The sequence below is a fragment of the Streptomyces sp. NPDC055140 genome, from assembly GCF_053607285.1.
Window position 1 is genome coordinate 119,384 of record NZ_JBSGTG010000001.1, and the last position, 23,198, is coordinate 142,581.

Consider the following 23,198-nt stretch of genomic DNA (forward strand, 5'->3'; position numbering starts at 1 on the left):
AACCGGTGCGGCCGGTGTCTCAGGTGCCGGGCGCGCCGCGCTCCCCCGACGGGTCGGCCGCGGCACCGTCCGGGTCGTCGCCGGGGGCTCCGTCGATGACCCGCGCTAGCATGTCGCGCGCGTACTCCTCCTCGTAGACGGCGTCCGTGAGCAGTACCTGGAGGCAGATTCCGTCCATCAGGGCGACCAGCGCGCGGGCCGTGACCGGGTCGGTGCGGCGGGCGAGTTCGTCGGCGACGTCCTCGCCCCACTCGGCGGCGACGGGCCGCAGCGCGGGCCTGCGCAGGGCGGCGAGATACAGCTCGTACTCGAGCTCGACGCCGGTGCGTTCACCGGCGAGCCACTCGCCGAGGACCGCGGCGAGCCCGGCGGCGAGCCGGGCGCGCGGCGCCTCGAAGACGGCGCTGCCGGCCAGGGCCTTCGCGAACCCCTCATTGGCCTGGCGCAGCGCGGCGACCAGCAGTTCGTCGAGGGTCTTGAAGTGGTACGTCGTCGAGCCGAGCGGCACGTCGGCCTCGGCGGCGACGCTGCGGTGGCTGAGCCCGCCGATGCCCTTCTCGCCCACCACGCGGATCGCGGCGTCGATGATGCGCTGCCGCCGTTCGGGGTCGTAGCGCCGCGCCATCAGTGGGCGCCGCCCAGGTTGAGCAGCACCACGCCGCCGATGACCAGGGCGATGCCCGCGAGCCGGGCCGCGGTCAACGCCTCGCCGAGGAAGAGCATGCCTATCCCGGCAATGACGGCCGTGCCGACGCCGGCCCAGATCGCATACGCGGTCCCGACCTGCACGGTCTTCAGCGTCTGGGCGAGCAGCGCGAACGCGATCAGATAGCCGGAGACGGTGATCAGGGAGGGCCAGAGCCTGCTGAATCCCTCGCTGTATTTCATGGCGGTGGTGGCGGCCACTTCCGCCGCGATGGCGCCGGAAAGCAGTACGTATCCCATGTGTACGAGTGTACGCAACACTGTGTACGGGCGTACATAGCGCGGTCGGGCTATGGTGTCGCGATCACTGTGGGGGGCCACAGGGACGAACTACTCCCGGGAGTGCGGCGAGATGACGGACATGTGGGGACAGGGGCCGGGTCAGGGACCCGGATACGGACCGGGCGGCTACGGCTGGGGCGGTGCGTGGACCCCGCCGCCGCCCCCGCCGCAGCCGGGCGTCATCCCGCTCGCCCCGCTCGGCGTCGACCGGATACTCGGCGGCGCCTTCACCACGATGCGCCGCCACGCGAAGCCGCTGTTCGGCACCGTCCTCATCGTGTACGCGGTGCTCGCCGCGCTCATGGCGGGCGCGCTGGCGCTCGCCTATACGGCCGTCTCCGACGACGTACGGGCACTCCTGGACCGGCACAGCGAGTTCGAGTGGAGCCACGCGCGGCCGGTGTTCACCGCGTTCGGCGTGGTGTGGGCCGTCGGCATGCTGGCGCTCACGGTCGGCACGGCGTTCATCCAGTCCGCGTGCACCGTGGTGCTGCGCGAGGCGGTGCTCGGCCGTCCCGCACGCTTCGGAGCGGTGTGGCGGCGGGCCTGGTCCCGCACCCCTTCGGTGCTCGGCGTGGGCCTGCTGATGGGCCTGATCGCGCTGATCCCGGCGAGCCTGGCCGTGGCGTTCCTGGTGTCGATCTTCGTCATGCTGCTCACACAGTCGGTCGCGCCGGTCGGCATGCTGTTCCTACTCATGGCGGTGACGGTGCCGCTCGTGGTCTGGGTCTACGTCCTGTTCCTGTTCGGCCCGGCGGCCGCCACGCTCGAGGAGGCGGGACCGATCCAGGCGCTGCGCCGCTCGGCGCGCCTGGTGCGGGGCGCCTGGTGGCGCACGTTCGGCATCTCCCTGCTGGCCGGCGTGATCATGATGGTGGTGTCGCTCGCGGTGCGGGTGCCGCTCCAGGTCGCGATGCCCGACACGACTCCGCAGGCGTACCAGCCGGGTCAGAGCGCGTCCGACGTGTTCGAGGCGATGCTGCCGAAGCTGGGCTTCGTCATGGCCCTGTCCATGATCGGCAACCTGCTTGTACAGCTGGTGAGTTCGGTGTTCCTGCCCCTGGTCACCGCGCTGCTCTACATCGACCAGCGCATCCGCAGGGAGGGACTCGCCCACACGCTGGAGCTCGCGTCCCGGTCGGACGCCTAGCCTCGGGCGGCCACAGCTTCTGTCTCTGTCGAGAGTCGGGTCGGCGAGGACGGCCCACGTCCCGTCCTCGCCGTGCCCACGGACTAGTTGGTGACGCCGAACCAGGCGGCCCTGGACTTCTTCCACTCCGGGTGCGTGAGGTCCTTGGCCTCGGTGCCGTCGCCGTAGAGGTCGGCGGAGCCGTTGTCGGTCAGGAGCTGCGCGCGGGCGCCGGACTGTGTCAGGTCGGGCACGCTCACCACGGCCTCCCAGCCGCCGGGGTCGCTGGTCGGCAGGTCCATCCGCTTGACCGGCGCATGTCCCGCCACGCCGTCCCACTGGTACAGGGCGTACGGGTCGGAGTTGTCGTCGGCGGCCCAGCTGCCGGCCACGATCAGGTACTGGTTCGCGGCGTTCTTGCGGATGTCGCGCACGGAGAGCCCGCCCAGGTCCAGCTCGATGGGCGTCCCGAACACGGGCTTCGTGCCACTCGCCACGACCTTGTCGAAGTTGGTGACGGGCACGATGAGCGCCCGGCCCCCGTCCTTCGGCGGCACGAGCGGCGCGCGGAACCCGATGTACGCGGTACTGGTCGACCCGGGCGCGAATTCGAGACCCTCGACGTTGAACCCGTCGACCTGCTTGGGCACCTGTCCGTCCTCGGTGCCGGCGGCGAACCCGTAGCGGTCCCCGTTCGCCTCGTCCCAGGCGACCAGGTCGTCCCGCAGCTTCTTGTACGCCTTGCCGTACGACAGCTGCGTCGCGGCCCCGCTGCCGCTCACGGTGGTCGTGAAGACCGTGTTCCGGGGCGACTTGTACTCGCCGTCCTTGTTGTTGCCGAGGGAGCCGGTCCAGTAGATCGTGTCGCCGACGCGCGTGGCGCCCTCGATGTCGACCTCCTTGGACACCCCGAGCTGCGAGCTGAAGTCCCAGGTCTTCACGGGCGCGCCGGAGACCGAACCGCTGTAGAGGCGAAGGACGTTGGACTCGTCGTCGGCGACCAGGACGTAGCCGCCGCCCGCGTCGACGGCGGCGGACGCGTCACTGGAGCCCGTGAAGTAGCGGGTGTCGGGGCCCTGCTGCACGGCGGCCGAGGCGGCGTAGTGGAGCGTCTTGGTGGCGGTCCTGCCGTCCACGCCGGTCACCTTGAGGGTGAGGTCGGTGTAGCCCCGGCCCTGCGCGGCGACGGACACCTGCCGGGTGGCGCCCGACCCGGTGACGGTGACGTTCCCCGTGCCGGCGACGGACGACTTGCTGCTCGCGGACGCGGCCACGGTCAGCGCCGACGCGTCGGCACCACTCTGGCCGACGGTGACGGTCACGACCGGGTCGCCCGTGGCGCCGACCGCCCCGGAGACGTACTCGGCGGAGAGTGCGATCGTCGGCGTCCCGTAACTCGCGGCGCCCGCCGGGCTGTTGAGCCCCGCGAGGGCCAGCGTGAGCACTCCGCCCGTCACGGCGACGGCCCTGCGGCGGGACGGGGAAGAGATGTGCTGCATGAGGGCCTCTCATCGGGGCGGGTGTCGACGAGAACCTTCGGCCACGTGCGCCAACTACAGGCGTACGCCCCACGACCGGGAGGCGAACAGCAAACAGCACGGCCCCCCGTGCCGGGAGCACAGGGGGCCGTACAGGTATGGCAGACCGGGGAGGACCGATCAGACGTTGAAGCCGAGCGCGCGCAACTGCTCGCGACCCTCGTCGGTGATCTTGTCCGGGCCCCACGGCGGCATCCAGACCCAGTTGATCCGGAGCTCGTTCACGATGCCGTCGGTGGCCGACTTCGCCTGGTCCTCGATGACGTCGGTCAGCGGGCAGGCCGCGGACGTCAGCGTCATGTCGATCGTGGCGATGTTGGCGTCGTCGATGTGGATGCCGTAGATCAGGCCGAGGTTGACGACGTCGATGCCCAGCTCGGGGTCGACGACGTCGTAGAGGGCCTCGCGGACCTCTTCCTCGGACGCCGGCTTGGTGGTCACAGTCTCGCTCATGCCGTCTTCCTCTCCGCGCCGTCCAGCGCCTGGGCCGTCGCGTCCTTCCACGCCATCCAGCTCAGGAGGGCGCACTTCACACGGGCCGGGTACTTGGAGACACCGGCGAACGCGACCGCGTCCTCCAGCACCTCCTCCATCGCGTCGTCGGGCTCGATCCTGCCCCGCGACTGCATCAACTCCAGGAAGGTCTCCTGGATCTTCTGCGCCTCGGCCAGGTCCTTGCCGACGAGCAGCTCGTTCAGAACAGAGGCCGAAGCCTGGCTGATCGAGCAGCCCTGGCCCTCGTACGAGACGTCACTGATCGTCGAGCCGTCGTACTTCACGCGCAGCGTGATCTCGTCGCCGCACGTCGGATTGACGTGGTGCACCTCGGCGTCGCCATCGCGCAGACCGCGCCCGTGCGGGTGCTTGTAGTGGTCCAGGATGACGTCCTGGTACATCGAATCCAGCTTCACGTTCCCAGCCAGCCCCTCAGCCGAAGAAGTTCCGTACGTGCTCCAGGCCGTCGATCAGCGCGTCGATCTCGCCGGGCGTGGAGTACAGATAGAACGACGCTCGCGTGGTCGCAGGAATTCCGTAGCGCAGGCAGACGGGGCGGGCGCAGTGGTGACCCACGCGGACCGCGATGCCTTCCTCGTCCAGGACCTGGCCCACGTCGTGCGGGTGGATGTCACCGAGCGTGAACGAGATCGCGGCGCCGCGGTCCTCGGCCGTGGTGGGGCCGATGATCCGCAGGTCCGGGACCTCGAGCAGCCGCTTCACCGCGTACTCGGTGATCGCGTGCTCGTGCTGGGCGATCTTGTCCATGCCGATCGAGGTCAGGTAGTCCACGGCCGCGCCGAGGCCGACGGCCTGGGCGATCGGGGGCGTACCCGCCTCGAACTTGTGCGGCGCCGGCGCATACGTCGACGAGTGCATGGAGACGGTCTCGATCATCTCGCCGCCGCCCAGGAAGGGCGGCAGGTCCTCGAGCAGCTCCTGGCGTCCCCACAGGACGCCGATGCCCGTCGGGCCGCACATCTTGTGGCCGGTGAAGGCCACGAAGTCGGCCTGGAGCGCCTGCACGTCGAGCACCATGTGCGGGGCGGCCTGGGACGCGTCGATGAGGACGAGGGCGCCGACCTCCTGGGCGCGGCGCACGATGGCCTCGACCGGGTTGAGGGTGCCCAGGATGTTCGAGACGAGAACGAACGAGACGATCTTCGTCTTCTCGGTGATGACCTCGTCGATGTTGGAGAGGTCGAGGCGGCCGTCGTCGGTCAGCCCGAACCACCGCAGCTTCGCGCCGGTGCGCTGCGAGAGCAGCTGCCACGGCACGATGTTGGAGTGGTGCTCCATCTCCGTGATGACGATCTCGGTCTCGTGGTCCACGCGGTAGGGCTCGTCGGCCCAGCCCAGCATGTTCGCCACGAGGTTGAGCGACTCGGAGGCGTTCTTGGTGAAGATGACCTCGTCGCGGCTCGGCGCGTTGATGAAGGCCGCGACCTTGTCACGCGCACCTTCGTACAGCGCCGTGGCCTCCTCGGCGAGCACGTGCACACCCCGGTGGACGTTGGCGTTGTGCTGTTCGTAGTACTCACTGAGCGTGTCGATGACCTGGCGCGGCGTCTGCGAGGTCGCCGCGTTGTCCAGATACACGAGCTTCTTGCCGTCGTGAAGTACCCGGTCGAGGATCGGGAAGTCCTTGCGGATCGCCTCGGTGTCGAGGAGGCCCGGCAGCTGTGTCACGCGGATGCGCCGCCCTTCGTGTATGCCTCGTAGCCCTCGGCCTCGAGCTTGTCGGCGAGCTCGGGGCCGCCGGACTCGACGATCCTGCCCTGCGAGAAGACGTGGACGAAGTCCGGCTTGATGTAGCGCAGGATGCGCGTGTAGTGCGTGATCAGCAGGGTGCCGACCTCGCCGGTCTCGCGGACGCGGTTGACGCCCTCGGAGACCTGGCGCAGCGCGTCGACGTCGAGGCCGGAGTCGGTCTCGTCGAGGATCGCGATCTTCGGCTTGAGGAGCTCCATCTGGAGGATCTCGTGCCGCTTCTTCTCACCGCCGGAGAAGCCCTCGTTCACGTTGCGCTCGGCGAAGGCAGGGTCCATCTGGAGCTGCTCCATCGCGGTCTTGACCTCCTTGACCCACGTGCGCAGCTTGGGGGCCTCGCCGCGGATCGCGGTGGCCGAGGTGCGCAGGAAGTTGGAGACCGAGACGCCGGGGACCTCGACCGGGTACTGCATGGCGAGGAACATGCCGGCGCGGGCGCGCTCGTCGACGGACATCTCGAGGACGTCCTCGCCGTCGAGGGTGACGGTGCCCTGGGTGATCGTGTACTTGGGGTGACCCGCGATGGAGTAGGCGAGGGTCGACTTGCCGGAGCCGTTCGGGCCCATGATGGCGTGCGTCTCGCCCTGCTTCACGGTCAGGTCGACGCCCTTGAGGATCTCCTTGGTGGAGTTGTCGGCCTCGACGGTGACGTGCAGGTCCTTGATTTCAAGCGTTGCCATGGGTGCCTCAGGACTCCTGGGAGAGGGAGACGAGCACGTCGTCCCCTTCGATCTTTACGGGGTAAACGGGGACGGGGCGCGTCGCGGGAAGGCCGGACGGCTTGCCGGTGCGGAGGTCGAACGCGGAGCCGTGCAGCCAGCACTCGATCTGGCAGTCCTCCACCTCGCCCTCGGAGAGCGACACGTTCGCGTGCGAGCAGATGTCGTTGATCGCGAACACCTCACCCTCGGTGTAGACGACCGAGACCGGCGTGCCGTCGAGTTCCACCCGCTTCGGGGTGTCCTCCTCCAGCTCGCTCAATCCGCAGGCCCGGGTGAACCGGGCACGGTCGAAGGCCATCAGACGGAAGCCTCCAGCTCGGCCTCGATCTTGGCGAGCAGGCGCTCCTGAACGTCCGGCAGACCGATCTTCTGGATCAGCTCGGCGAAGAAGCCGCGGACCACGAGGCGGCGGGCATCGTCGGCGGAGATGCCGCGCGAGCGCAGGTAGAAGAGCTGCTCGTCGTCGAAGCGGCCGGTCGCCGAGGCGTGGCCCGCGCCGACGATCTCGCCGGTCTCGATCTCCAGGTTCGGGACCGAGTCCACGCGGGCGCCGTCGGTCAGAACCAGGTTGCGGTTCAGCTCATACGTGTCGGTGCCCTCGGCAGTGGCCTCGATGAGGACGTCGCCGATCCACACGGCGTGCGCGTCCTGGCCCTGCAGCGCGCCCTTGTAGGCGACGTTGGACTTGCAGTGCGGGGCCGCGTGGTCGACCAGGAGGCGGTGCTCCTGGTGCTGACCCTTATCGGTGAAGTACAGGCCGAGCAGCTCGGCCTCGCCGCCGGGGCCCGCGTAGTTCACGCGCGGGTGCAGGCGGACGAGGTCACCGCCGAAGGTGACGACGACGGACTTGAAGGAGGCGTCGCGGCCGACGAGCGCGTTGTGCTGCGCGACGTGGACGGCCTTCTCGTCCCAGTCCTGGACGGAGACGACGGTGAGCTTGGCGCCGTCGCCCAGGATGTAGTCGACATTGGCGGCGAGGACCGCGTCACCGGTGTGGTCGATGACCACGACGGCCTCGGCGAACGCTCCGAGCTCGATGACCTGGTGCGCGAAGGCCGTCCCGCCCTCGCCGTGCACGGCGATGCGGATCGGCTCGGTGAGCACCGTCTCCTTGGGGACGGACACGACCGAGGCCTTCTCGAAGGACGAGAACGCCTGGGCGGCGACGCGGTCCACCGGCTTGCCGGCCTTGCCGACGCGGGCGTCGTCGCGCCCGACGGTCTCCTGGGTGACGCCCGCGGGGGCGCTCACCTCGACGCGCAGGCCGCCCCGGGCGACCGCCGTCCCGTCGTGCAGGCCGCGCAGCCGCTCGAGCGGCGTGAACCGCCACTCCTCCTCACGGCCGTGCGGGACAGGGAAGTCCGCGACGTCGTAGGACGGGGGCGCGCTCATGCGCGTGGCGACGGTCGACTCTGCGGCCACCGCGATCGAGCCGGCGGTCGTGGACCCCGCCGCCGGGATGTTCTGAGCCTCAGCCATGGCTGTCGTAGTGCTCTCTTTCTCAGTTCAAGACGTGTGCTGACGGACGGGCTTGCGGCGTTAGCCGACGGCGCCTTCCATCTGCAGCTCGATCAGCCGGTTGAGCTCGAGGGCGTACTCCATCGGCAGCTCCTTCGCGATCGGCTCGACGAAGCCGCGCACGATCATCGCCATCGCCTCGAACTCCGTCATACCGCGGCTCATCAGGTAGAAGAGCTGGTCGTCGGAGACCTTGGAGACCGTCGCCTCGTGGCCCATGGACACGTCGTCCTCGCGGACGTCGACGTACGGGTACGTGTCGGAGCGGGAGATCGTGTCGACGAGCAGCGCGTCGCACAGCACGTTCGACTTGGAGCCGGCGGCACCCTCACCGATCTCGACCAGACCGCGGTACGAGGTACGGCCGCCGCCACGGGCCACCGACTTCGACACGATGTTGGAGGAGGTGTTGGGCGCCATGTGGACCATCTTGGAGCCGGCGTCCTGGTGCTGCCCCTCGCCCGCGAAGGCGATGGACAGGGTCTCGCCCTTGGCGTGCTCGCCCATCAGGTAGACGGCCGGGTACTTCATGGTGACCTTGGAGCCGATGTTGCCGTCGATCCACTCCATGGTCGCGCCTTCGTACGCCACGGCACGCTTGGTGACCAGGTTGTAGACGTTGTTCGACCAGTTCTGGATCGTCGTGTAACGGCAGCGGGCGCCCTTCTTCACGATGATCTCGACCACCGCGGAGTGCAGGGAGTCCGACTGGTAGATCGGCGCCGTGCAGCCCTCGACGTAGTGGACGTAGGCGCCCTCGTCGACGATGATCAGCGTCCGCTCGAACTGGCCCATGTTCTCCGTGTTGATACGGAAGTAAGCCTGGAGCGGGATCTCGACCTGCACGCCCTTGGGGACGTAGATGAAGGATCCGCCGGACCACACGGCCGAGTTCAGCGACGCGAACTTGTTGTCGCCGACCGGGATGACCGTGCCGAAGTACTCCTTGAAGAGCTCCGGGTGCTCCTTCAGGGCCGTGTCGGTGTCCAGGAAGATGACGCCCTGCTCCTCCAGGTCCTCGCGGATCTGGTGGTAGACGACCTCGGACTCGTACTGGGCCGCGACACCGGCGACGAGGCGCTGCTTCTCCGCCTCGGGGATGCCGAGCTTGTCGTACGTGTTCTTGATGTCCTCGGGCAGATCCTCCCAGGACTGGGCCTGCTTCTCGGTGGACCGCACGAAGTACTTGATGTTGTCGAAGTCGATGCCCGACAGGTCCGAGCCCCAGTTCGGCATGGGCTTCTTGCCGAAGAGGCGCAGGCCCTTGAGGCGGAGCTTGGTCATCCACTCCGGCTCGGACTTCTTGGCCGAGATGTCGCGGACGACGTCCTCGTTGATGCCGCGCTTGGCAGAGGCACCGGCGGCGTCGGAGTCGGCCCAGCCGTATTCGTACTTGCCCAGACCCTCGAGCTCGGGGTGGGCAGTCTCCTCGATGGGGAGCGTCATGCGGGGTTCCTCCCGGCGGTGCTTGCAGATGCGTTTGTGTCGTTTTTTGGGGCGGTGGTCTTGGGTGCGATCTTCGGAATGAAGGTCGTACACACCCCGTCGCCGTGGGCGATGGTGGCCAGCCGCTGCACATGCGTGCCGAGCAGCTGGGAGAAGATCTCGGTCTCCGCCTCGCACAGCTGCGGGAACTGCTCGGCGACGTGTGCGACCGGGCAGTGGTGCTGACACAGCTGCTCGCCGACCGGTGCGCTTCGCGCCGTAGCAGCGTACCCGTCGGCGCTCAGCGCCTTGGCGAGGGCTTCCGTGCGCTCCTCGGGGGCGGCTGACTCGACGGCCGCCCGGTACGCCCCGGCCTGTTCGGCGATCCTGGCGCGGGCGAAGGCGATGACGGCTTCCTCCCCGCCCTCGCGCTGAGCGATCCAGCGCAGGGCGTCGGCGGCGAGCGTGTCGTACGACTGGTCGAAGGCGTCCCGGCCACAGTCCGTCAGGGCGAACACCTTGGCGGGGCGGCCGCGCGTACGCGCTCCGTAGATCTTCTGTTCACGCGCTTCGACGACCTCGTCGGCGGCCAGCGCGTCCAGGTGGCGGCGCACGGCGGCCTGAGTGAGACCGAGGCGGCCGGCCAGATCGGCGACGGTGGACGGGCCGTGGTCCAGGATGGAGCGGGCGACCCGGTTGCGCGTCGAGCGCTCACCGGTCGCGATCTCCTCCTGCGGGGCTCCCTGGGGAGCCACCTGAGCCTCGCCGACGTATTTCACAACGCCATTGTTGCGTAATTCGTCAAGGCCTGACAAGCGGGGTCCGGGACGATCTTCGGTGCACTGCATCACTTAGGCATACCTAAGATGACCTGCGGAAACGATCTTTGATCGATCAATTCGGTGGTACCCGCCACACTCGCCCGAGGAGCCTGCGAACCATGCCCGCACCCCCTCCCACCGGCCCACTTGTCACGCGCGGCACCCTCGTCACCGACCTGCGCGCACTCGGCGTCCGCCCAGGGGTGGCCGGTGAGGAACCGGTCCTGAGCGCCATGGGCCCCGCCCGCCGGGGCCGCGTGGCGCGTCCCTAGACTTGGCGCTCATGCGAAGCGAGCCCGTCGTCCGGATCCAGAGTCTGGTCAAGCGGTACGGAACCAAGACCGCGGTCGACGGCCTCGATCTGGAGGCCTCGGCCGGCATCACCGCCGTCCTCGGCCCCAACGGCGCCGGAAAGACCACCACGATCGAAACCTGCGAGGGCTACCGCCGTCCCGACGCGGGAACGGTCCGGGTCCTCGGCCTGGATCCCGTAGGCCAGTCAGGCGAACTGCGCCCCCGGATCGGCGTCATGCTCCAGTCCGGAGGTGTCTACTCCGGCGCCCGCGCGGACGAGATGCTGCGCCATGTGGCGAAGCTCCACGCGCACCCCCTGGACGTGGACGTGCTCATCGAGCGCCTCGGCCTCGGCAGCTGCGGCCGCACCACGTACCGCAGGCTCTCCGGCGGTCAGCAGCAGCGCCTCGCGCTCGCCATGGCCGTCGTCGGCCGACCCGAGCTCGTCTTCCTGGACGAGCCGACCGCCGGTCTCGACCCGCAGGCACGCCGCGCGACCTGGGACCTCGTACGGGATCTGCGGGCCGACGGCGTCTCCGTCATCCTCACCACGCACCACATGGACGAGGCGGAGGAACTCTCCGACGACGTCGCGATCATCGACGCGGGCCGCGTCATCGCGCAGGGCTCCCCCGAGCAGCTGTGCCGGGGCGGCGCCGAGAACACCCTGCGCTTCTCCGGACGCCCCGGCCTCGACGTCGCCTCGCTCCTCAAGGCCCTCCCGACGGAGTCCGCGGCCGCCGAGCTCACCCCGGGTTCGTACCGCGTGAGCGGCGAGGTCGACCCGCAGCTGCTCGCGACGGTGACGTCGTGGTGCGCGCAGCACGGTGTGATGCCGGAGAAGATCTCGGTCGAACGCCACACCCTCGAAGACGTCTTTCTGGAAATGACCGGCAGGGAGCTACGCGGATGAACAAGGCCCAGCCGGCCCCCGGCCGGGGGTCCGGGGGTTGTCCCCCGGGAAGACACAGCCTGGAAATGACCGGCAGGGAGCTGCGCGGATGAGTGTCGCCAGTACGTATACGCCGAAGCCGGGGGCCGCGCCGCTGTCCCGCATGATCGGCGCGCAGGCCGTCCTCGAGACGAAGATGCTGCTGCGCAACGGTGAGCAGCTGCTGCTCACCGTCATCATCCCCACCCTGCTGCTCGTCCTGTTCAGCGCGGTCGACATCGTCGACACGGGCGACGGGAAGGCCGTGGACTTCCTGGCCCCGGGCATCCTCGCGCTCGCCGTGATGTCGACCGCGTTCACCGGCCAGGCCATCGCGACGGGCTTCGAGCGCCGCTACGGCGTGCTCAAGCTGCTCGCGTCCTCGCCGCTGCCGCGCTGGGCCCTGATGACGGCGAAGACGCTGTCCGTGCTGGTCACCGAGGTTCTCCAGGTGATCCTCGTGACGGTGATCGCCTTCGCGCTCGGCTGGTCCCCGCAGGGAAACCCGCTCGCGGTACTGCTCCTGCTCGTCCTCGGCACGGCCGCTTTCTCCGGGCTCGGCCTGCTGATGGCGGGCACACTCAAGGCGGAGGCGACACTGGCCGCCGCGAACCTGGTCTTCCTGCTCCTGCTCGTCGGCGGCGGCGTCATCGTGCCACTCGACAAGTTCCCGGACGCGGCCCGGTCCGTCCTCGACCTGCTGCCGATCTCGGCGCTCTCCGACGGACTGCGGGATGTTCTCCAGCACGGCGCGGCGATGCCGTGGGGCGACCTCGGGATCCTCGCGGTCTGGGCGGTCCTCGGCCTGGGCGCCGCGGCGCGCTTCTTCCGCTGGGAGTAGCCCGTACGGCACGTGCGGGGCGTCACAATCGTCCCGGATCGGCCCCCTCGTGAAGACATGCACAAGCGGCGTCCTACGATGGGGCCCGTGCCAAACGTGACCCCGGCCGACGCCGCCCAAGCCGTGCGCAACCCGCTCGCCTTCATCGCCGAACGCTGGACCCCCGCTCAGCGGACGGTCCGGCGCGCCGCGCTCTCCGCCGTCGTCATGACGGTGGTCATCGTGGTCACCGGCGGCGCGGTGCGCCTGACCGGCTCGGGCCTCGGCTGCCCGACGTGGCCCAAGTGCACCGACCAGTCCCTCACCGCGACGAGCGAGATGGGCTTCCACGGAGCCATCGAGTTCGGCAACCGCATGCTGACGTACGTCCTGTGCGCCGCGGTCGGCTGGGCGATCATCGCCGCCCGTTCGCAGAAGCCGTGGCGGCGCGGCCTGACCCGGCTCGGCTGGACCCAGTTCTGGCTCGTCATGGGCAACGCCGTCCTCGGCGGCATCGTCGTCCTCGTCGGCCTCAACCCGTACACGGTCGCGGCCCACTTCCTGCTGTCCACCGCGCTGATCGCGGTCGCCACGGTGATGTGGCAGCGCACCCGTGAGGGTGACGCCGAGCCGCGCCCCCTCGTCGGCAAGGCGGTACGGCAGCTCGTCTGGATCCTGACGGCGGCCACGGTGGTGCTGATCATGGTCGGCACGGTGGTGACGGGCTCGGGCCCGCACGCCGGCGACTCCAGCGACGTGGCGCGCATGCCGCTCGACTGGGAGACCATCAGCAAGGCGCACGCGGTCCTGGCCTGGATCGTGGTGACGCTGACGTTCGCCCTGTGGTTCGTCCTCAAGGCGGTCGACGCCCCCAAGGGCCCCCTGCACCACACCCGCGACCTGTTCCTCGTACTGCTCGCGCAGGGCGTCATCGGCTACGTCCAGTACTTCACCGACCTGCCCGAGGTCCTCGTCGGCCTGCACATGCTGGGCTCGGCCCTGGTGTGGATCGCGGTCCTGCGGGTCCTGCTGTCGCTGCGGGAGCGCCCACTGGGCACGCCGGAGGTCCCGGCCCAGGCGGACCCGGCCCTCTCCAGCGTCTGAACCGAACAGCCCGTGGCCCGGGTCAGCCGCCCCGCGCGGCGCCCGTGCCGCTGAGGCCGTAGACCCGGTGGGCCGTCACCGAGCCGATCATCCCGGCGACCCGCTGCGCGTCCGCGAGCGACCACGCGCCCTCCGCGACCCAGCCACCGAGCACCCGCCCGAGCGCCTCGCGGAACAGCCGTGCCCCCACCACATGCAGCTCCGGCAGGCCGTGCGCGCCGCTGGAGAACAGCAGCTTGCCGAACGGGGCGAGTTCGAGGATCTCCGCGAGTACGGCCGCCGCGCGGGCCCCGGTACGGGCGAGCGCCGGGCCCAGATCCGCGTACACGTGCGGGAAGATGCCGGCGAGGTGCGCCGCGTGCCGGTGGTACGGGTAGCCGTGCAGCAGGATCAGGTCGGTGCCGAGTCCCGCCGTGGCGCGGGCGAAGTCGGTGAGCAGGACCGGGTCGGTGCGGTCGAGGCGCAGGCCGGGTTCGCCGAGGCCCGCGTGCAGTTGCAGCGGCCGGCCCGAGGCCACCGCGATCCACAGGAGGTGGCGCAGGAGCACGGGGTCGGTGAGGGGTCCGCCGACGCGGCGGGCGGCGAGCCAGCGCCCCGCCGCTCCCCGTACTTCGCCGGGTCCCGGCGGTTGTGGCGCGAGCGCGAGGCCGTGCCGTACGCCCGCCACGGAGGTGAACGCGACGGCGTTCGCGGCGGCGGCGTGCACGGACTCGGCGAGGTTGGCGAGGAACGACTCGACGGTGCCCGAGGTGTCGGCGACCTGCTCGGCGAGGAGTTCGAGGCGGACGATCTCGTGCGCGTCCGCGTCGCCGGCCGAGGCCATCTCGCGCGGCCCGGTGAGGTCGCCCGGCAGTCCCGTGTCGACCAGATACGTGGTGATGCCGCTGCCCCGCAGCAGTCTGCGGCCCGACTCCACGACGCCCAGCTCACGGCGGCGCGCGAGGTAGCGGGCGGGTGGGCAGTGCGGCTCGAGGCCGAGGAGCGGCGGACACCAGCGGCGTACGGCGAAGCCGGTCTGGGTGTCGAAGAAGGTGGTGCCGGCGGCGGGCGGGCGGTCGCCCCGGCCGAGATGGGCCTCGAACGTGCCGAGGCCGAGTTCCGTCCGCAGTACCCCGTGGCAGTACTGGTCCACGAGGGATGGCGTATCGATCATCCGGGCTCCCGTAGATGGACCGTGCTTCTACGGTCCTAACGGGTGAAACCCGCGTCAGGTGTTGGTCTCGTACACCTGACGCATTGGACGGGCGGCTACTTGTTGCTCGGGCCGCCGACCTGGATGCCCGCCATGCGGGTCCACTCGTACGGTCCGGTCTTCACCTTGGCGGCCATTTCGCCGTCGAAGTCCTCGCGGACGGTGATCCCGGCCTTCTCGACGGCCTTGCGGGCGATGGCGTCGGAGGGTGCCACGAGGTTGCCCCAGCCGCCGTCCTCGCCGACGAGCGCGATGCGCGTGCCGCGCTCCCCGAGGTACGCGAGCTGCCCCTCGGCCCCGCCGTGCTGCTTGGCGAACGTCCCGATCTCCCGGGCGAGCCGGGCGGCCCTGCGCTCGTCCTTCGCCGCCTGCTTCGGGTCGTCAACCGCTTGAGTGTCTGCCATGAACAGGATGCTACTGAGAGGTAGATCAACTGGCGACGGGCGGGGGGCGTGGCCTTGGCCACTCCCCCCGCCCGTCGGAAAGATTCCTGGGTGGGTCAGCGCAGGAAGGGGTCCACCGCGACCGCCACGAAGAGGATCGAGACGTAGGTGATCGACCAGTGGAACAGGCGCATCTCCTTGAGCTTCGCGCCCGCCACCTCGGCCTTGGCCCGGTTCTGCAGCCCGTGCGCCTCCCACAGCCAGAACCCTCCGGCCAGCAGGGCGACCGCGGTGTAGAACCAGCCGGTGTAGCCGAGCGGCGTCAGGAGCAGCGAGACGACGACCATCACCCAGCTGTAGATGACGATCTGCTTCGCGACCACCTTGTTCGAGGCGACCACGGGCAGCATCGGCACGCCCACGCGCGCGTAGTCGTCCTTGACCTTCATGGACAGCGGCCAGTAGTGCGGCGGCGTCCAGAAGAACATGACGAGGAAGAGGATGACCGGGGCCCACGACATCGAGTTCGTGACCGCGGACCAGCCGATGAGGACCGGCAGGCAGCCGGCGATGCCGCCCCAGACGATGTTCTGCGAGGTGCGGCGCTTCAGGATCATCGTGTAGACGACCACATAGAAGAGGAGCGCGCCGAGCGAGAGCCAGGCGGACAGCCAGTTGACGGTCAGCCCGAACAGCAGCGTGGAGATGACCGCTAGGGCGATACCGAAGGCGAGACACTCCCGGGGGCTGACCATTCCGGTGACCAGTGGACGCTGCGACGTGCGCTCCATGAGCGCGTCGATGTCACGGTCGATGTACATGTTCAGCGCGTTGGCGCCGCCCGCGGAGAGGTAGCCGCCGAGGCAGGTGAGGAACACCAGCTTCAGGTCGGGCACACCCTGCTGCGCGAGGAACATGACCGGAACCGTGGTGATCAGCAGCAGTTCGATGATCCGCGGCTTGGTCAGCGCCACGAATGCCTTGACTCGGGCCCCGAACGGCCGTTGGCTCGGGCTGATGCTCGTCCCGAGTTGCCCCGCTGGACGGGATTCGACGGCCGTCACGCACACCCCTGACAGAGACTCCCAGCAAGCCCCCGGATGTGAAGTCCCGGTAAAGGCTCGCGCGTACCACGCCACTGTAGACGTTGCCTATACCTGGCTCTTCGTGGGGGTGGGTTCGTGTTTCGGAGCACCCAGATGAGCGGTCGCGCTTTCACTTGTCGAGCGGCGCGGATGCCTGTCAGGAGGCGGATTCCGGCACGGCCCGGCAGTCTGGATTGAGTCGAAAAAATGCGCGTACTCGCAGGGGTAGGCTCGACAACAGCCGGTGAGCCCATCATCACCGGCATTCGACATGTGGAGAGGAGCCCTGACCCAGGGTGAGCACCAAGCCGACCACCACAGACCTCCAGTGGACCGAGTTGGACCAGCGGGCCGTTGACACCGCTCGTGTCCTGGCCGCGGACGCCGTACAGAAGGTCGGTAACGGCCATCCGGGTACGGCGATGAGCCTGGCACCGGCCGCGTACACCCTCTTTCAGAAGGTGATGCGGCACGACCCGGCGGACGCCGACTGGGTCGGGCGCGACCGGTTCGTGCTGTCCGCGGGACACTCGTCCCTGACCCTTTACATCCAGCTGTACCTGGCCGGTTTCGGTCTCCAGCTCGATGACCTGAAGGCGTTCCGCACCTGGGGCAGCAAGACCCCGGGGCACCCGGAGTACGGACACACCACGGGCGTGGAGACGACGACCGGGCCGCTCGGCCAGGGTGTCGCCAACGCCGTGGGCATGGCGATGGCCGCCCGCTACGAGCGCGGACTGTTCGACCCGGAGGCGGCCCCCGGCACCTCCCCGTTCGACCACCACATCTTCGCGATCGCCGGCGACGGCTGCCTCCAGGAGGGCATCTCCTCCGAGGCGTCCTCGATGGCCGGTCACCAGAAGCTCGGCAACCTCGTCCTGCTCTGGGACGACAACCACATCTCGATCGAGGGTGACACGGAGACCGCGGTCTCCGAGGACACCATGAAGCGGTACGAGGCCTACGGCTGGCACGTGCAGCGCGTGGAGCCGAAGGAGAACGGCGACCTCGACCCCGAGGCCCTGTTCGCCGCGATCGAGGCCGCGAAGGCCGAGACGGAGCGTCCTTCCTTCATCGCGATGCGCTCGATCATCGCCTGGCCCGCGCCGAACGCCCAGAACACCGAGGCCGCGCACGGCTCGGCGCTCGGCGACGACGAGGTCGCGGCCACCAAGCGCGTACTCGGCTTCGACCCGGAGAAGTCGTTCGAGGTCGCCGACGAGGTGATCGCGCACACGCGTGAGGCCCTGGACCGCGGTCGCGAGGCGAAGGCCGAGTGGGAGAAGTCGTTCGCCGCCTGGCGCACGGCCAACCCGCAGCGCGCCGCCGAGTACGACCGCATCGAGGCGACCGACCTGCCCGAGGGCTGGGAGACGCACCTGCCGACCTTCGAGACCGGCAAGGGTGTCGCCACCCGCGCCGCATCCGGCAAGGTCCTCCAGGCGCTCGGCCCGGTCATCCCCGAGCTGTGGGGCGGCTCGGCCGACCTGGCGGGCTCGAACAACACGACGATCGACAAGACGTCGTCGTTCCTGCCGGCGGACAACCCGCTGCCGGAGGCTGACCCGTACGGCCGCACGATCCACTTCGGCATCCGCGAGCACTCGATGGCCGCCGAGATGAACGGCATCGCGCTGCACGGCAACACCCGTATCTACGGCGGCACCTTCCTGGTGTTCTCCGACTACATGCGCAACTCGGTCCGTCTGTCGGCCCTGATGCACCTGCCGGTCACGTACGTGTGGACGCACGACTCGATCGGTCTGGGCGAGGACGGTCCGACGCACCAGCCGGTCGAGCACCTGGCGGCGCTGCGCGCGATCCCCGGTCTGAACGTCGTCCGCCCCGCGGACGCCAACGAGACCGTGATCGCCTGGCGCGAGATCCTCAAGCGGTACACGAAGGTGTTCGGCAAGGGCGCTCCGCACGGCCTCGTGCTGACCCGTCAGGGCGTGCCGACGTACGAGGCGAACGAGGACGCGGCCAAGGGCGGTTACGTCCTGCTCGACGCCGAGGGCGGCCGGCCGCAGGTGATCCTCATCGGTACCGGCTCCGAGGTGCAGCTCGCCGTCGAGGCGCGTGAGCAGCTTCAGGCCGAGGGGATCCCGACGCGGGTCGTGTCCATGCCGTCGGTGGAGTGGTTCGACGAGCAGGACCAGGAGTACAAGGACTCGGTCCTGTCGCCGTCGGTCAAGGCGCGCGTCGCGGTCGAGGCCGGTATCGGTCTGACGTGGCACCGCTTCGTCGGTGACGCCGGACGGATTGTTTCGCTGGAGCACTTCGGTGCTTCCGCCGACGGCAAGGTCCTCTTCCGGGAGTTCGGCTTCACTGGTGACGCCGTGGCCGCGGCCGCCAGGGAATCCCTCGCCGCAGCCCAGCGCTGACGCTCATATACGACACGTAGGAGATGCATTTTCCATGACAGACGCACTGAAGCGCCTCTCCGAAGAGGGCGTCGCGATCTGGCTGGACGACCTGTCGCGCAAGCGGATCACCTCCGGCAACCTTGCCGAGCTGATCGACCAGCAGCACGTCGTGGGCGTCACGACCAACCCGTCGATCTTCCAGAAGGCGATCTCGCACGGTGACGGTTACGAGCAGCAGCTCGCCGACCTCGCCACCCGCAAGGTCACCGTCGACGAGGCCATCCGCATGATCACGACGGCGGACGTCCGTGACGCCGCCGACATCCTGCGTCCGGTCTTCGACGCGACCGCGGGCCAGGACGGCCGCGTGTCGATCGAGGTCGACCCGCGCCTTGCCCACAACACGGCGGCCACCGTCGCCGAGGCCAAGCAGCTGGCCTGGCTGGTGGACCGTCCCAACACGCTCATCAAGATCCCGGCGACGAAGGCGGGTCTGCCCGCGATCACCGAGGTCATCGGCAAGGGCATCAGCGTGAACGTGACGCTGATCTTCTCGCTGAAGCGCTACCGCGAGGTCATGGACGCGTACGTGGCGGGTCTGGAGAAGGCGAAGGCCGCGGGCCTGGACATCTCCAAGATCCACTCGGTGGCGTCCTTCTTCGTGTCCCGTGTGGACTCGGAGATCGACAAGCGCCTGGACGCCCTCGGTACCGACGAGGCCAAGGCGCTCAAGGGCAAGGCCGCGCTGGCCAACGCCCGTCTCGCCTACGAGGCGTACGAGGAGGTCTTCTCCTCCGACCGCTGGGCCGCGCTCGACAAGGCGCAGGCCAACAAGCAGCGCCCCCTGTGGGCGTCGACCGGCGTGAAGGACCCGGCGTACAAGGACACCCTGTACGTCGTGGACCTGGTCGCGCCCGGCACCGTCAACACCATGCCGGAGGCCACGCTCGACGCGACCGCCGACCACGGTGAGATCACCGGCAACACGATCGCCGGGACGTACGACCAGTCCCGCACGGAGATCGCGGCTGTCGAGAAGCTCGGCATCTCGTACGACGACGTCGTGCAGGTGCTCGAGGACGAGGGCGTCGACAAGTTCGAGGCGTCCTGGAACGACCTGCTCAAGTCGACCGAGGCGGAGCTCCAGCGCCTCGCCCCTTCGGAGGGCTGAGATCTTGACCCCAGTTCATGGAGCGAACCCGCTCCGTGACGCCGCAGACCGACGGCTCCCGCGTATTGCGGGGCCGTCGGGCCTGGTCATCTTCGGTGTCACGGGCGATTTGTCCCGTAAAAAGCTGATGCCCGCCGTTTATGACCTCGCCAACCGGGGTCTGCTTCCGCCGGGCTTCTCACTGATCGGCTTCGCCCGACGCGAATGGGAGGACGAGGACTTCGCGCAGGAGGTGCACGACGCGGTCAAGGAACACGCGCGTACGCCGTTCCGCGAGGAGGTCTGGCAGCAGCTCGTCCAGGGCATGCGCTTCGTCCAGGGCAACTTCGACGACGACGACGCCTTCGAGCGCCTGAAGTCGACGATGCACGAGCTCGACAAGGCGCAGGGGACGGGCGGCAACTTCGCCTTCTACCTCTCCGTGCCCCCCAAGTTCTTCCCGCAGGTCGTGCAGCAGCTGAAGAAGCACGGCCTCGCGGACGCGCCCGAGGGTTCGTGGCGCCGCGCGGTCATCGAGAAGCCGTTCGGCCACGACCTCGAGTCGGCCAAGGAACTGAACGCGATCGTGCACGAGGTGTTCGCCCCGGACCAGGTGTTCCGGATCGACCACTACCTCGGCAAGGAGACCGTCCAGAACATCCTGGCCCTCCGCTTCGCCAACACCCTCTTCGAGCCGATCTGGAACCGGTCGTACGTCGACCACGTGCAGATCACGATGGCCGAGGACATCGGCATCGGCGGCCGCGCCGGCTACTACGACGGCATCGGCGCCGCCCGTGACGTCATCCAGAACCACCTCCTCCAGCTCATGGCCCTCACCGCCATGGAGGAACCCGCCTCCTTCGACGCGGACGCGCTCGTCGCCGAGAAGGCCAAGGTGCTCGGGGCGGTCCGACTGCCCAAGGAGCTCGGCGACCACACGGTCCGCGGCCAGTACGCGGCCGGGTGGCAGGGCGGCGAGCCGGCCGTCGGCTACCTCCAGGAAGACGGCATCGACCCCAAGTCGAAGACCGACACCTACGCGGCCATCAAGCTGTCGGTCGACAACCGCCGCTGGGCGGGCGTCCCCTTCTATCTGCGCACCGGCAAGCGCCTCGGCCGCCGCGTCACCGAGATCGCCGTCGTCTTCCAGCGCGCGCCCCACTCCCCCTTCGACCACACGGCGACGGAGGAGCTCGGCCAGAACGCGATCGTCATCCGCGTCCAGCCGGACGAGGGCATCACGGTCCGCTTCGGCTCCAAGGTGCCCGGCACCTCCATGGAGATCCGGGACGTGTCGATGGACTTCGCGTACGGCGAGTCGTTCACGGAGTCGAGCCCGGAGGCGTACGAGCGGCTGATCCTGGACGTCCTGCTCGGCGACTCGAACCTCTTCCCGCGCACGGAGGAGGTCGAGCTGTCCTGGAACATCCTCGACCCGATCGAGAAGTACTGGGACAAGCACGGCAAGCCGGCCCAGTACCCGGCCGGCACGTGGGGGCCCGCCGAGGCGGACGAGATGCTCGCACGAGACGGACGGAGCTGGCGCCGGCCATGAAGATCGACCTCACGGACACCACGTCCAGCAAGATCAACAAGGCGCTCATGGAGGGCCGCCGCTCCATCGGCACCCCCGCCGTCGGCATGGTGCTCACCCTCGTCATCGTGACCGACGAGGAGAACGCCTACGACGCGCTGAAGGCCGCCAACGAGGCGTCCCGCGAGCACCCCTCGCGGACCCTCGTGGTCATCAAGCGCGTCTCCCGTTCGCCGCGTGACCGCACGACGTCGAGGCTCGACGCCGAGGTGCGGGTCGGCGCGGAGGCGGGGACCGGCGAGACGGTCGTCCTGCGGCTGTACGGCGAGGTCATCAACCACGCCCAGTCGGTCGTCCTGCCGCTGCTCCTGCCGGACGCCCCGGTCGTGGCCTGGTGGCCGGTGAACGCACCGCTCGACCCCGCCAAGGACCCGCTGGGCGCGCTCGCCCAGCGCCGCGTGACGGACACGTACGCGGCGGAGCAGCCCAACGACGAGCTGGAGGCCCGCGCCGGCGCCTACACGCCCGGTGACACGGACCTGTCGTGGACCCGGATCACGCCGTGGCGCTCCATGCTCGCCGCCGCTCTCGACCAGGTGACCTGCAAGGTCAACTCGGTGGAGGTGGAGGGCGAGGAGTTCAACCCGAGCTGCGAGCTGCTCGCCATGTGGCTCGCGGGCCGGCTCTCCGTGCCGGTCAAGCGGTCGCTCTCGTCGGGCCCCGGCCTGACGGCCGTGCGCATGCAGACGGACTGCGGCGCCATCGTGCTCGACCGCCCGGACGGTTCGCTGGCCACGCTGTCGATCCAGGGCCAGCCGGACCGCGCGGTGGCGCTCAAGCGCCGCGAGACGTCCGAGCTGATCGCGGAGGAGCTGCGCCGTCTCGACCCGGACGACACATACGCGGCCGCGCTGAAGTTCGGCGTGGACCGGCTCGTCGACCCGGCGGACCGGGCGACGGCGACGGACGGGCAGGAGCCCGCGGCCGACGCGGCCGCACCGGCCACCGCTTCCGATCCCGCCCCCGCGAAGAAGGCGGCGGCCAAGAAGGCGCCCGCCAAGTCCGCCGCCAAGAAGTCCGCTTCGAAGGCGGCCGCCAAGTGATGAGCACGGCACCCCAGTTGGTGGTGCACCGCGACAAGGAGCTGATGGCGCAGGCCGCCGCGGCCCGGCTCATCACGAAGATCGTGGACGCCCAGGCCGCCCGCGGCTACGCGTCCATCGTGCTGACGGGCGGGCGCAACGGCAACGGACTCCTGGCCGCCCTCTCGGCCGCTCCCGCCCGGGACGCGGTCGACTGGGCGCGCCTCGACCTGTGGTGGGGCGACGAGCGGTTCCTGCCGGACGGCGACCCCGAGCGGAACTACACGCAGGCGCGCGAGGCGCTCCTCGACTCGGTGCCGCTGAACCCGGACCGGGTGCACCCGATGCCGGCTTCGGACGGCCCGTACGAGGTGGACGCCGCCGCGCAGGTGTACGCCGCCGAACTGGCCGCCGCAGCGGGGCCGGAGGACCACGGTCCGGTGCCGACGTTCGACGTCCTGATGCTGGGGGTCGGCCCGGACACGCATGTCGCGTCACTCTTCCCCGAGCTGCCGGCGGTCCGGGAGACCGAGCGCACCGTCGTCGGTGTGCACGGCGCACCGAAGCCGCCGCCCAACCGCATCACGCTCACGCTCCCGGCGATCCGGGCCGCGCGCGAGGTGTGGTTGCTCGCGGCGGGCGAGGACAAGGCGGAGGCCGCGGCGATCGCGCTGTCCGGCGCGGGCGAGATCCAGGCGCCGGCCGCGGGCGCGTACGGCCGCTCGCGCACGCTGTGGCTGCTCGACTCGGCGGCGGCCTCGCAGCTTCCGCCCGAGCTGTATCCGCCGCACGTCGCCTGAGGATCGCCGCGCGAGACGACACGAACACAGAGGCCCTGCACCGTAGTTG

General features: G+C 69.6%; 24 protein-coding genes. 10 read left to right on the forward strand and 14 right to left on the reverse strand.

The annotated features are described in order from the left end of the window. Window positions 1–19: 19 nt before the first annotated feature. Both ACWFR4_RS00580 and ACWFR4_RS00585 read right to left on the reverse strand, forming a co-directional pair. Window positions 20–625 (reverse strand): TetR/AcrR family transcriptional regulator, encoded by a 606-nt coding sequence (locus tag ACWFR4_RS00580; RefSeq protein WP_453461969.1) that lies wholly within the window; start codon window positions 623–625, stop codon window positions 20–22. After that, a complete protein-coding gene (locus tag ACWFR4_RS00585) occupies window positions 625–945 on the reverse strand; it encodes a DMT family transporter (RefSeq protein WP_453650061.1) in 321 nt (106 codons plus the stop codon). The genes ACWFR4_RS00580 and ACWFR4_RS00585 overlap by 1 nt, the downstream gene beginning before the upstream one ends. Window positions 946–1,057: 112 nt before the next feature. Between ACWFR4_RS00585 and ACWFR4_RS00590 the strand changes: the two genes are divergently transcribed. After that, window positions 1,058–2,137 (forward strand): DUF7847 domain-containing protein, encoded by a 1,080-nt coding sequence (locus tag ACWFR4_RS00590; protein WP_453461974.1) that lies wholly within the window; start codon window positions 1,058–1,060, stop codon window positions 2,135–2,137. An 83-nt stretch (window positions 2,138–2,220) separates the two neighbouring features. On the opposite strand, the gene ACWFR4_RS00595 is transcribed toward ACWFR4_RS00590, so the two are convergent. From ACWFR4_RS00595 to ACWFR4_RS00635, 9 genes are all read right to left on the reverse strand, one after another. Beyond that, complete coding sequence (locus ACWFR4_RS00595) at window positions 2,221–3,615, reverse strand: hypothetical protein (RefSeq protein WP_453650063.1); 1,395 nt, start codon at window positions 3,613–3,615, stop codon at window positions 2,221–2,223. A gap of 159 nt (window positions 3,616–3,774) precedes the next feature. After that, window positions 3,775–4,107 carry a metal-sulfur cluster assembly factor gene (locus tag ACWFR4_RS00600; protein ID WP_100592412.1) on the reverse strand — a complete coding sequence of 111 codons (333 nt, stop codon included), beginning with the start codon at window positions 4,105–4,107 and terminating at the stop codon, window positions 3,775–3,777. Then, window positions 4,104–4,565 carry a Fe-S cluster assembly sulfur transfer protein SufU gene (gene sufU, locus ACWFR4_RS00605; protein WP_100592411.1) on the reverse strand — a complete coding sequence of 154 codons (462 nt, stop codon included), beginning with the start codon at window positions 4,563–4,565 and terminating at the stop codon, window positions 4,104–4,106. The genes ACWFR4_RS00600 and sufU overlap by 4 nt, the downstream gene beginning before the upstream one ends. A 16-nt stretch (window positions 4,566–4,581) precedes the next feature. Continuing rightward, the gene (locus ACWFR4_RS00610; protein WP_453461979.1) at window positions 4,582–5,838 is read right to left on the reverse strand and encodes a cysteine desulfurase; all 1,257 of its coding nucleotides are present in this window, start codon (window positions 5,836–5,838) and stop codon (window positions 4,582–4,584) included. Beyond that, window positions 5,835–6,599 (reverse strand): Fe-S cluster assembly ATPase SufC, encoded by a 765-nt coding sequence (sufC, locus tag ACWFR4_RS00615; protein WP_100592409.1) that lies wholly within the window; start codon window positions 6,597–6,599, stop codon window positions 5,835–5,837. The genes ACWFR4_RS00610 and sufC overlap by 4 nt, the downstream gene beginning before the upstream one ends. A 7-nt stretch (window positions 6,600–6,606) precedes the next feature. Next, window positions 6,607–6,939: a non-heme iron oxygenase ferredoxin subunit gene (locus ACWFR4_RS00620; protein ID WP_116502749.1), complete on the reverse strand. Its 333-nt coding sequence runs from the start codon at window positions 6,937–6,939 to the stop codon at window positions 6,607–6,609. After that, the gene (gene sufD / locus ACWFR4_RS00625) at window positions 6,939–8,120 is read right to left on the reverse strand and encodes a Fe-S cluster assembly protein SufD (RefSeq protein ID WP_453650065.1); all 1,182 of its coding nucleotides are present in this window, start codon (window positions 8,118–8,120) and stop codon (window positions 6,939–6,941) included. Before sufD ends, ACWFR4_RS00620 begins: the two co-directional genes overlap by 1 nt. Window positions 8,121–8,180: 60 nt before the next feature. Next, complete coding sequence (gene sufB / locus ACWFR4_RS00630) at window positions 8,181–9,605, reverse strand: Fe-S cluster assembly protein SufB (protein WP_453461984.1); 1,425 nt, start codon at window positions 9,603–9,605, stop codon at window positions 8,181–8,183. Continuing rightward, on the reverse strand, window positions 9,602–10,363 hold the full coding sequence (locus ACWFR4_RS00635; protein WP_453461987.1) for a helix-turn-helix transcriptional regulator: 762 nt from the start codon (window positions 10,361–10,363) through the stop codon (window positions 9,602–9,604). The genes sufB and ACWFR4_RS00635 overlap by 4 nt, the downstream gene beginning before the upstream one ends. A 161-nt stretch (window positions 10,364–10,524) precedes the next feature. Between ACWFR4_RS00635 and ACWFR4_RS00640 the strand changes: the two genes are divergently transcribed. The 4 genes from ACWFR4_RS00640 (at window position 10,525) to ACWFR4_RS00655 (ending at window position 13,554) form a co-directional block, all read left to right on the forward strand. After that, a complete protein-coding gene (locus tag ACWFR4_RS00640; protein WP_453461989.1) occupies window positions 10,525–10,677 on the forward strand; it encodes a hypothetical protein in 153 nt (50 codons plus the stop codon). An 11-nt stretch (window positions 10,678–10,688) separates the two neighbouring features. After that, window positions 10,689–11,612 carry an ABC transporter ATP-binding protein gene (locus ACWFR4_RS00645; RefSeq protein WP_453461992.1) on the forward strand — a complete coding sequence of 308 codons (924 nt, stop codon included), beginning with the start codon at window positions 10,689–10,691 and terminating at the stop codon, window positions 11,610–11,612. Between the two features lie 88 nt (window positions 11,613–11,700). Beyond that, window positions 11,701–12,471: an ABC transporter permease gene (locus ACWFR4_RS00650; protein WP_453650067.1), complete on the forward strand. Its 771-nt coding sequence runs from the start codon at window positions 11,701–11,703 to the stop codon at window positions 12,469–12,471. Window positions 12,472–12,549: 78 nt separating this feature from the next. Beyond that, window positions 12,550–13,554 (forward strand): COX15/CtaA family protein, encoded by a 1,005-nt coding sequence (locus ACWFR4_RS00655; protein WP_453650069.1) that lies wholly within the window; start codon window positions 12,550–12,552, stop codon window positions 13,552–13,554. Between the two features lie 22 nt (window positions 13,555–13,576). On the opposite strand, the gene ACWFR4_RS00660 is transcribed toward ACWFR4_RS00655, so the two are convergent. The 3 genes from ACWFR4_RS00660 to ACWFR4_RS00670 form a co-directional block, all read right to left on the reverse strand. Then, a complete protein-coding gene (locus ACWFR4_RS00660) occupies window positions 13,577–14,707 on the reverse strand; it encodes an amidohydrolase family protein (RefSeq protein ID WP_453462000.1) in 1,131 nt (376 codons plus the stop codon). Between the two features lie 95 nt (window positions 14,708–14,802). Continuing rightward, window positions 14,803–15,150 (reverse strand): hypothetical protein, encoded by a 348-nt coding sequence (locus tag ACWFR4_RS00665; protein WP_266565591.1) that lies wholly within the window; start codon window positions 15,148–15,150, stop codon window positions 14,803–14,805. A gap of 95 nt (window positions 15,151–15,245) precedes the next feature. Next, a complete protein-coding gene (locus ACWFR4_RS00670; RefSeq protein WP_453462006.1) occupies window positions 15,246–16,199 on the reverse strand; it encodes a heme o synthase in 954 nt (317 codons plus the stop codon). A gap of 311 nt (window positions 16,200–16,510) precedes the next feature. Here ACWFR4_RS00670 and tkt point away from each other — a divergent pair, with 311 nt between their 5' ends. The 5 genes from tkt to pgl are packed head-to-tail and all read left to right on the forward strand — an operon-like array spanning window position 16,511 to window position 23,149. After that, a complete protein-coding gene (gene tkt, locus ACWFR4_RS00675) occupies window positions 16,511–18,598 on the forward strand; it encodes a transketolase (RefSeq protein ID WP_453462008.1) in 2,088 nt (695 codons plus the stop codon). Window positions 18,599–18,632: 34 nt separating this feature from the next. Next, window positions 18,633–19,751: a transaldolase gene (tal, locus tag ACWFR4_RS00680; protein WP_453462011.1), complete on the forward strand. Its 1,119-nt coding sequence runs from the start codon at window positions 18,633–18,635 to the stop codon at window positions 19,749–19,751. Window positions 19,752–19,755: 4 nt separating this feature from the next. Then, the gene (zwf, locus tag ACWFR4_RS00685) at window positions 19,756–21,288 is read left to right on the forward strand and encodes a glucose-6-phosphate dehydrogenase (RefSeq protein WP_453650071.1); all 1,533 of its coding nucleotides are present in this window, start codon (window positions 19,756–19,758) and stop codon (window positions 21,286–21,288) included. After that, window positions 21,285–22,370 carry a glucose-6-phosphate dehydrogenase assembly protein OpcA gene (opcA, locus tag ACWFR4_RS00690; RefSeq protein ID WP_453650073.1) on the forward strand — a complete coding sequence of 362 codons (1,086 nt, stop codon included), beginning with the start codon at window positions 21,285–21,287 and terminating at the stop codon, window positions 22,368–22,370. Before zwf ends, opcA begins: the two co-directional genes overlap by 4 nt. Beyond that, on the forward strand, window positions 22,370–23,149 hold the full coding sequence (pgl, locus tag ACWFR4_RS00695) for a 6-phosphogluconolactonase (protein WP_453462020.1): 780 nt from the start codon (window positions 22,370–22,372) through the stop codon (window positions 23,147–23,149). Before opcA ends, pgl begins: the two co-directional genes overlap by 1 nt. Window positions 23,150–23,198: the final 49 nt, after the last annotated feature.

Excerpts from the sequence above, each read along its gene's own strand:
- ACWFR4_RS00655 (WP_453650069.1), top strand. The coding sequence starts at position 12,550 with ATGGGGCCCGTGCCAAACGTGACCCCGGCCGACGCCGCCCAAGCCGTG.
- ACWFR4_RS00595 (WP_453650063.1), bottom strand. The coding sequence starts at position 3,615 with ATGCAGCACATCTCTTCCCCGTCCCGCCGCAGGGCCGTCGCCGTGACG.
- ACWFR4_RS00660 (WP_453462000.1), bottom strand. The coding sequence starts at position 14,707 with ATGATCGATACGCCATCCCTCGTGGACCAGTACTGCCACGGGGTACTG.
- tal (WP_453462011.1), top strand. The coding sequence starts at position 18,633 with ATGACAGACGCACTGAAGCGCCTCTCCGAAGAGGGCGTCGCGATCTGG.
- ACWFR4_RS00600 (WP_100592412.1), bottom strand. The coding sequence starts at position 4,107 with ATGAGCGAGACTGTGACCACCAAGCCGGCGTCCGAGGAAGAGGTCCGC.
- ACWFR4_RS00585 (WP_453650061.1), bottom strand. The coding sequence starts at position 945 with ATGGGATACGTACTGCTTTCCGGCGCCATCGCGGCGGAAGTGGCCGCC.
- opcA (WP_453650073.1), top strand. The coding sequence starts at position 21,285 with ATGAAGATCGACCTCACGGACACCACGTCCAGCAAGATCAACAAGGCG.
- sufC (WP_100592409.1), bottom strand. The coding sequence starts at position 6,599 with ATGGCAACGCTTGAAATCAAGGACCTGCACGTCACCGTCGAGGCCGAC.
- ACWFR4_RS00620 (WP_116502749.1), bottom strand. The coding sequence starts at position 6,939 with ATGGCCTTCGACCGTGCCCGGTTCACCCGGGCCTGCGGATTGAGCGAG.
- ACWFR4_RS00580 (WP_453461969.1), bottom strand. The coding sequence starts at position 625 with ATGGCGCGGCGCTACGACCCCGAACGGCGGCAGCGCATCATCGACGCC.
- ACWFR4_RS00665 (WP_266565591.1), bottom strand. The coding sequence starts at position 15,150 with ATGGCAGACACTCAAGCGGTTGACGACCCGAAGCAGGCGGCGAAGGAC.
- ACWFR4_RS00645 (WP_453461992.1), top strand. The coding sequence starts at position 10,689 with ATGCGAAGCGAGCCCGTCGTCCGGATCCAGAGTCTGGTCAAGCGGTAC.
- ACWFR4_RS00590 (WP_453461974.1), top strand. The coding sequence starts at position 1,058 with ATGACGGACATGTGGGGACAGGGGCCGGGTCAGGGACCCGGATACGGA.
- sufD (WP_453650065.1), bottom strand. The coding sequence starts at position 8,120 with ATGGCTGAGGCTCAGAACATCCCGGCGGCGGGGTCCACGACCGCCGGC.
- ACWFR4_RS00650 (WP_453650067.1), top strand. The coding sequence starts at position 11,701 with ATGAGTGTCGCCAGTACGTATACGCCGAAGCCGGGGGCCGCGCCGCTG.
- pgl (WP_453462020.1), top strand. The coding sequence starts at position 22,370 with ATGAGCACGGCACCCCAGTTGGTGGTGCACCGCGACAAGGAGCTGATG.
- sufB (WP_453461984.1), bottom strand. The coding sequence starts at position 9,605 with ATGACGCTCCCCATCGAGGAGACTGCCCACCCCGAGCTCGAGGGTCTG.
- ACWFR4_RS00640 (WP_453461989.1), top strand. The coding sequence starts at position 10,525 with ATGCCCGCACCCCCTCCCACCGGCCCACTTGTCACGCGCGGCACCCTC.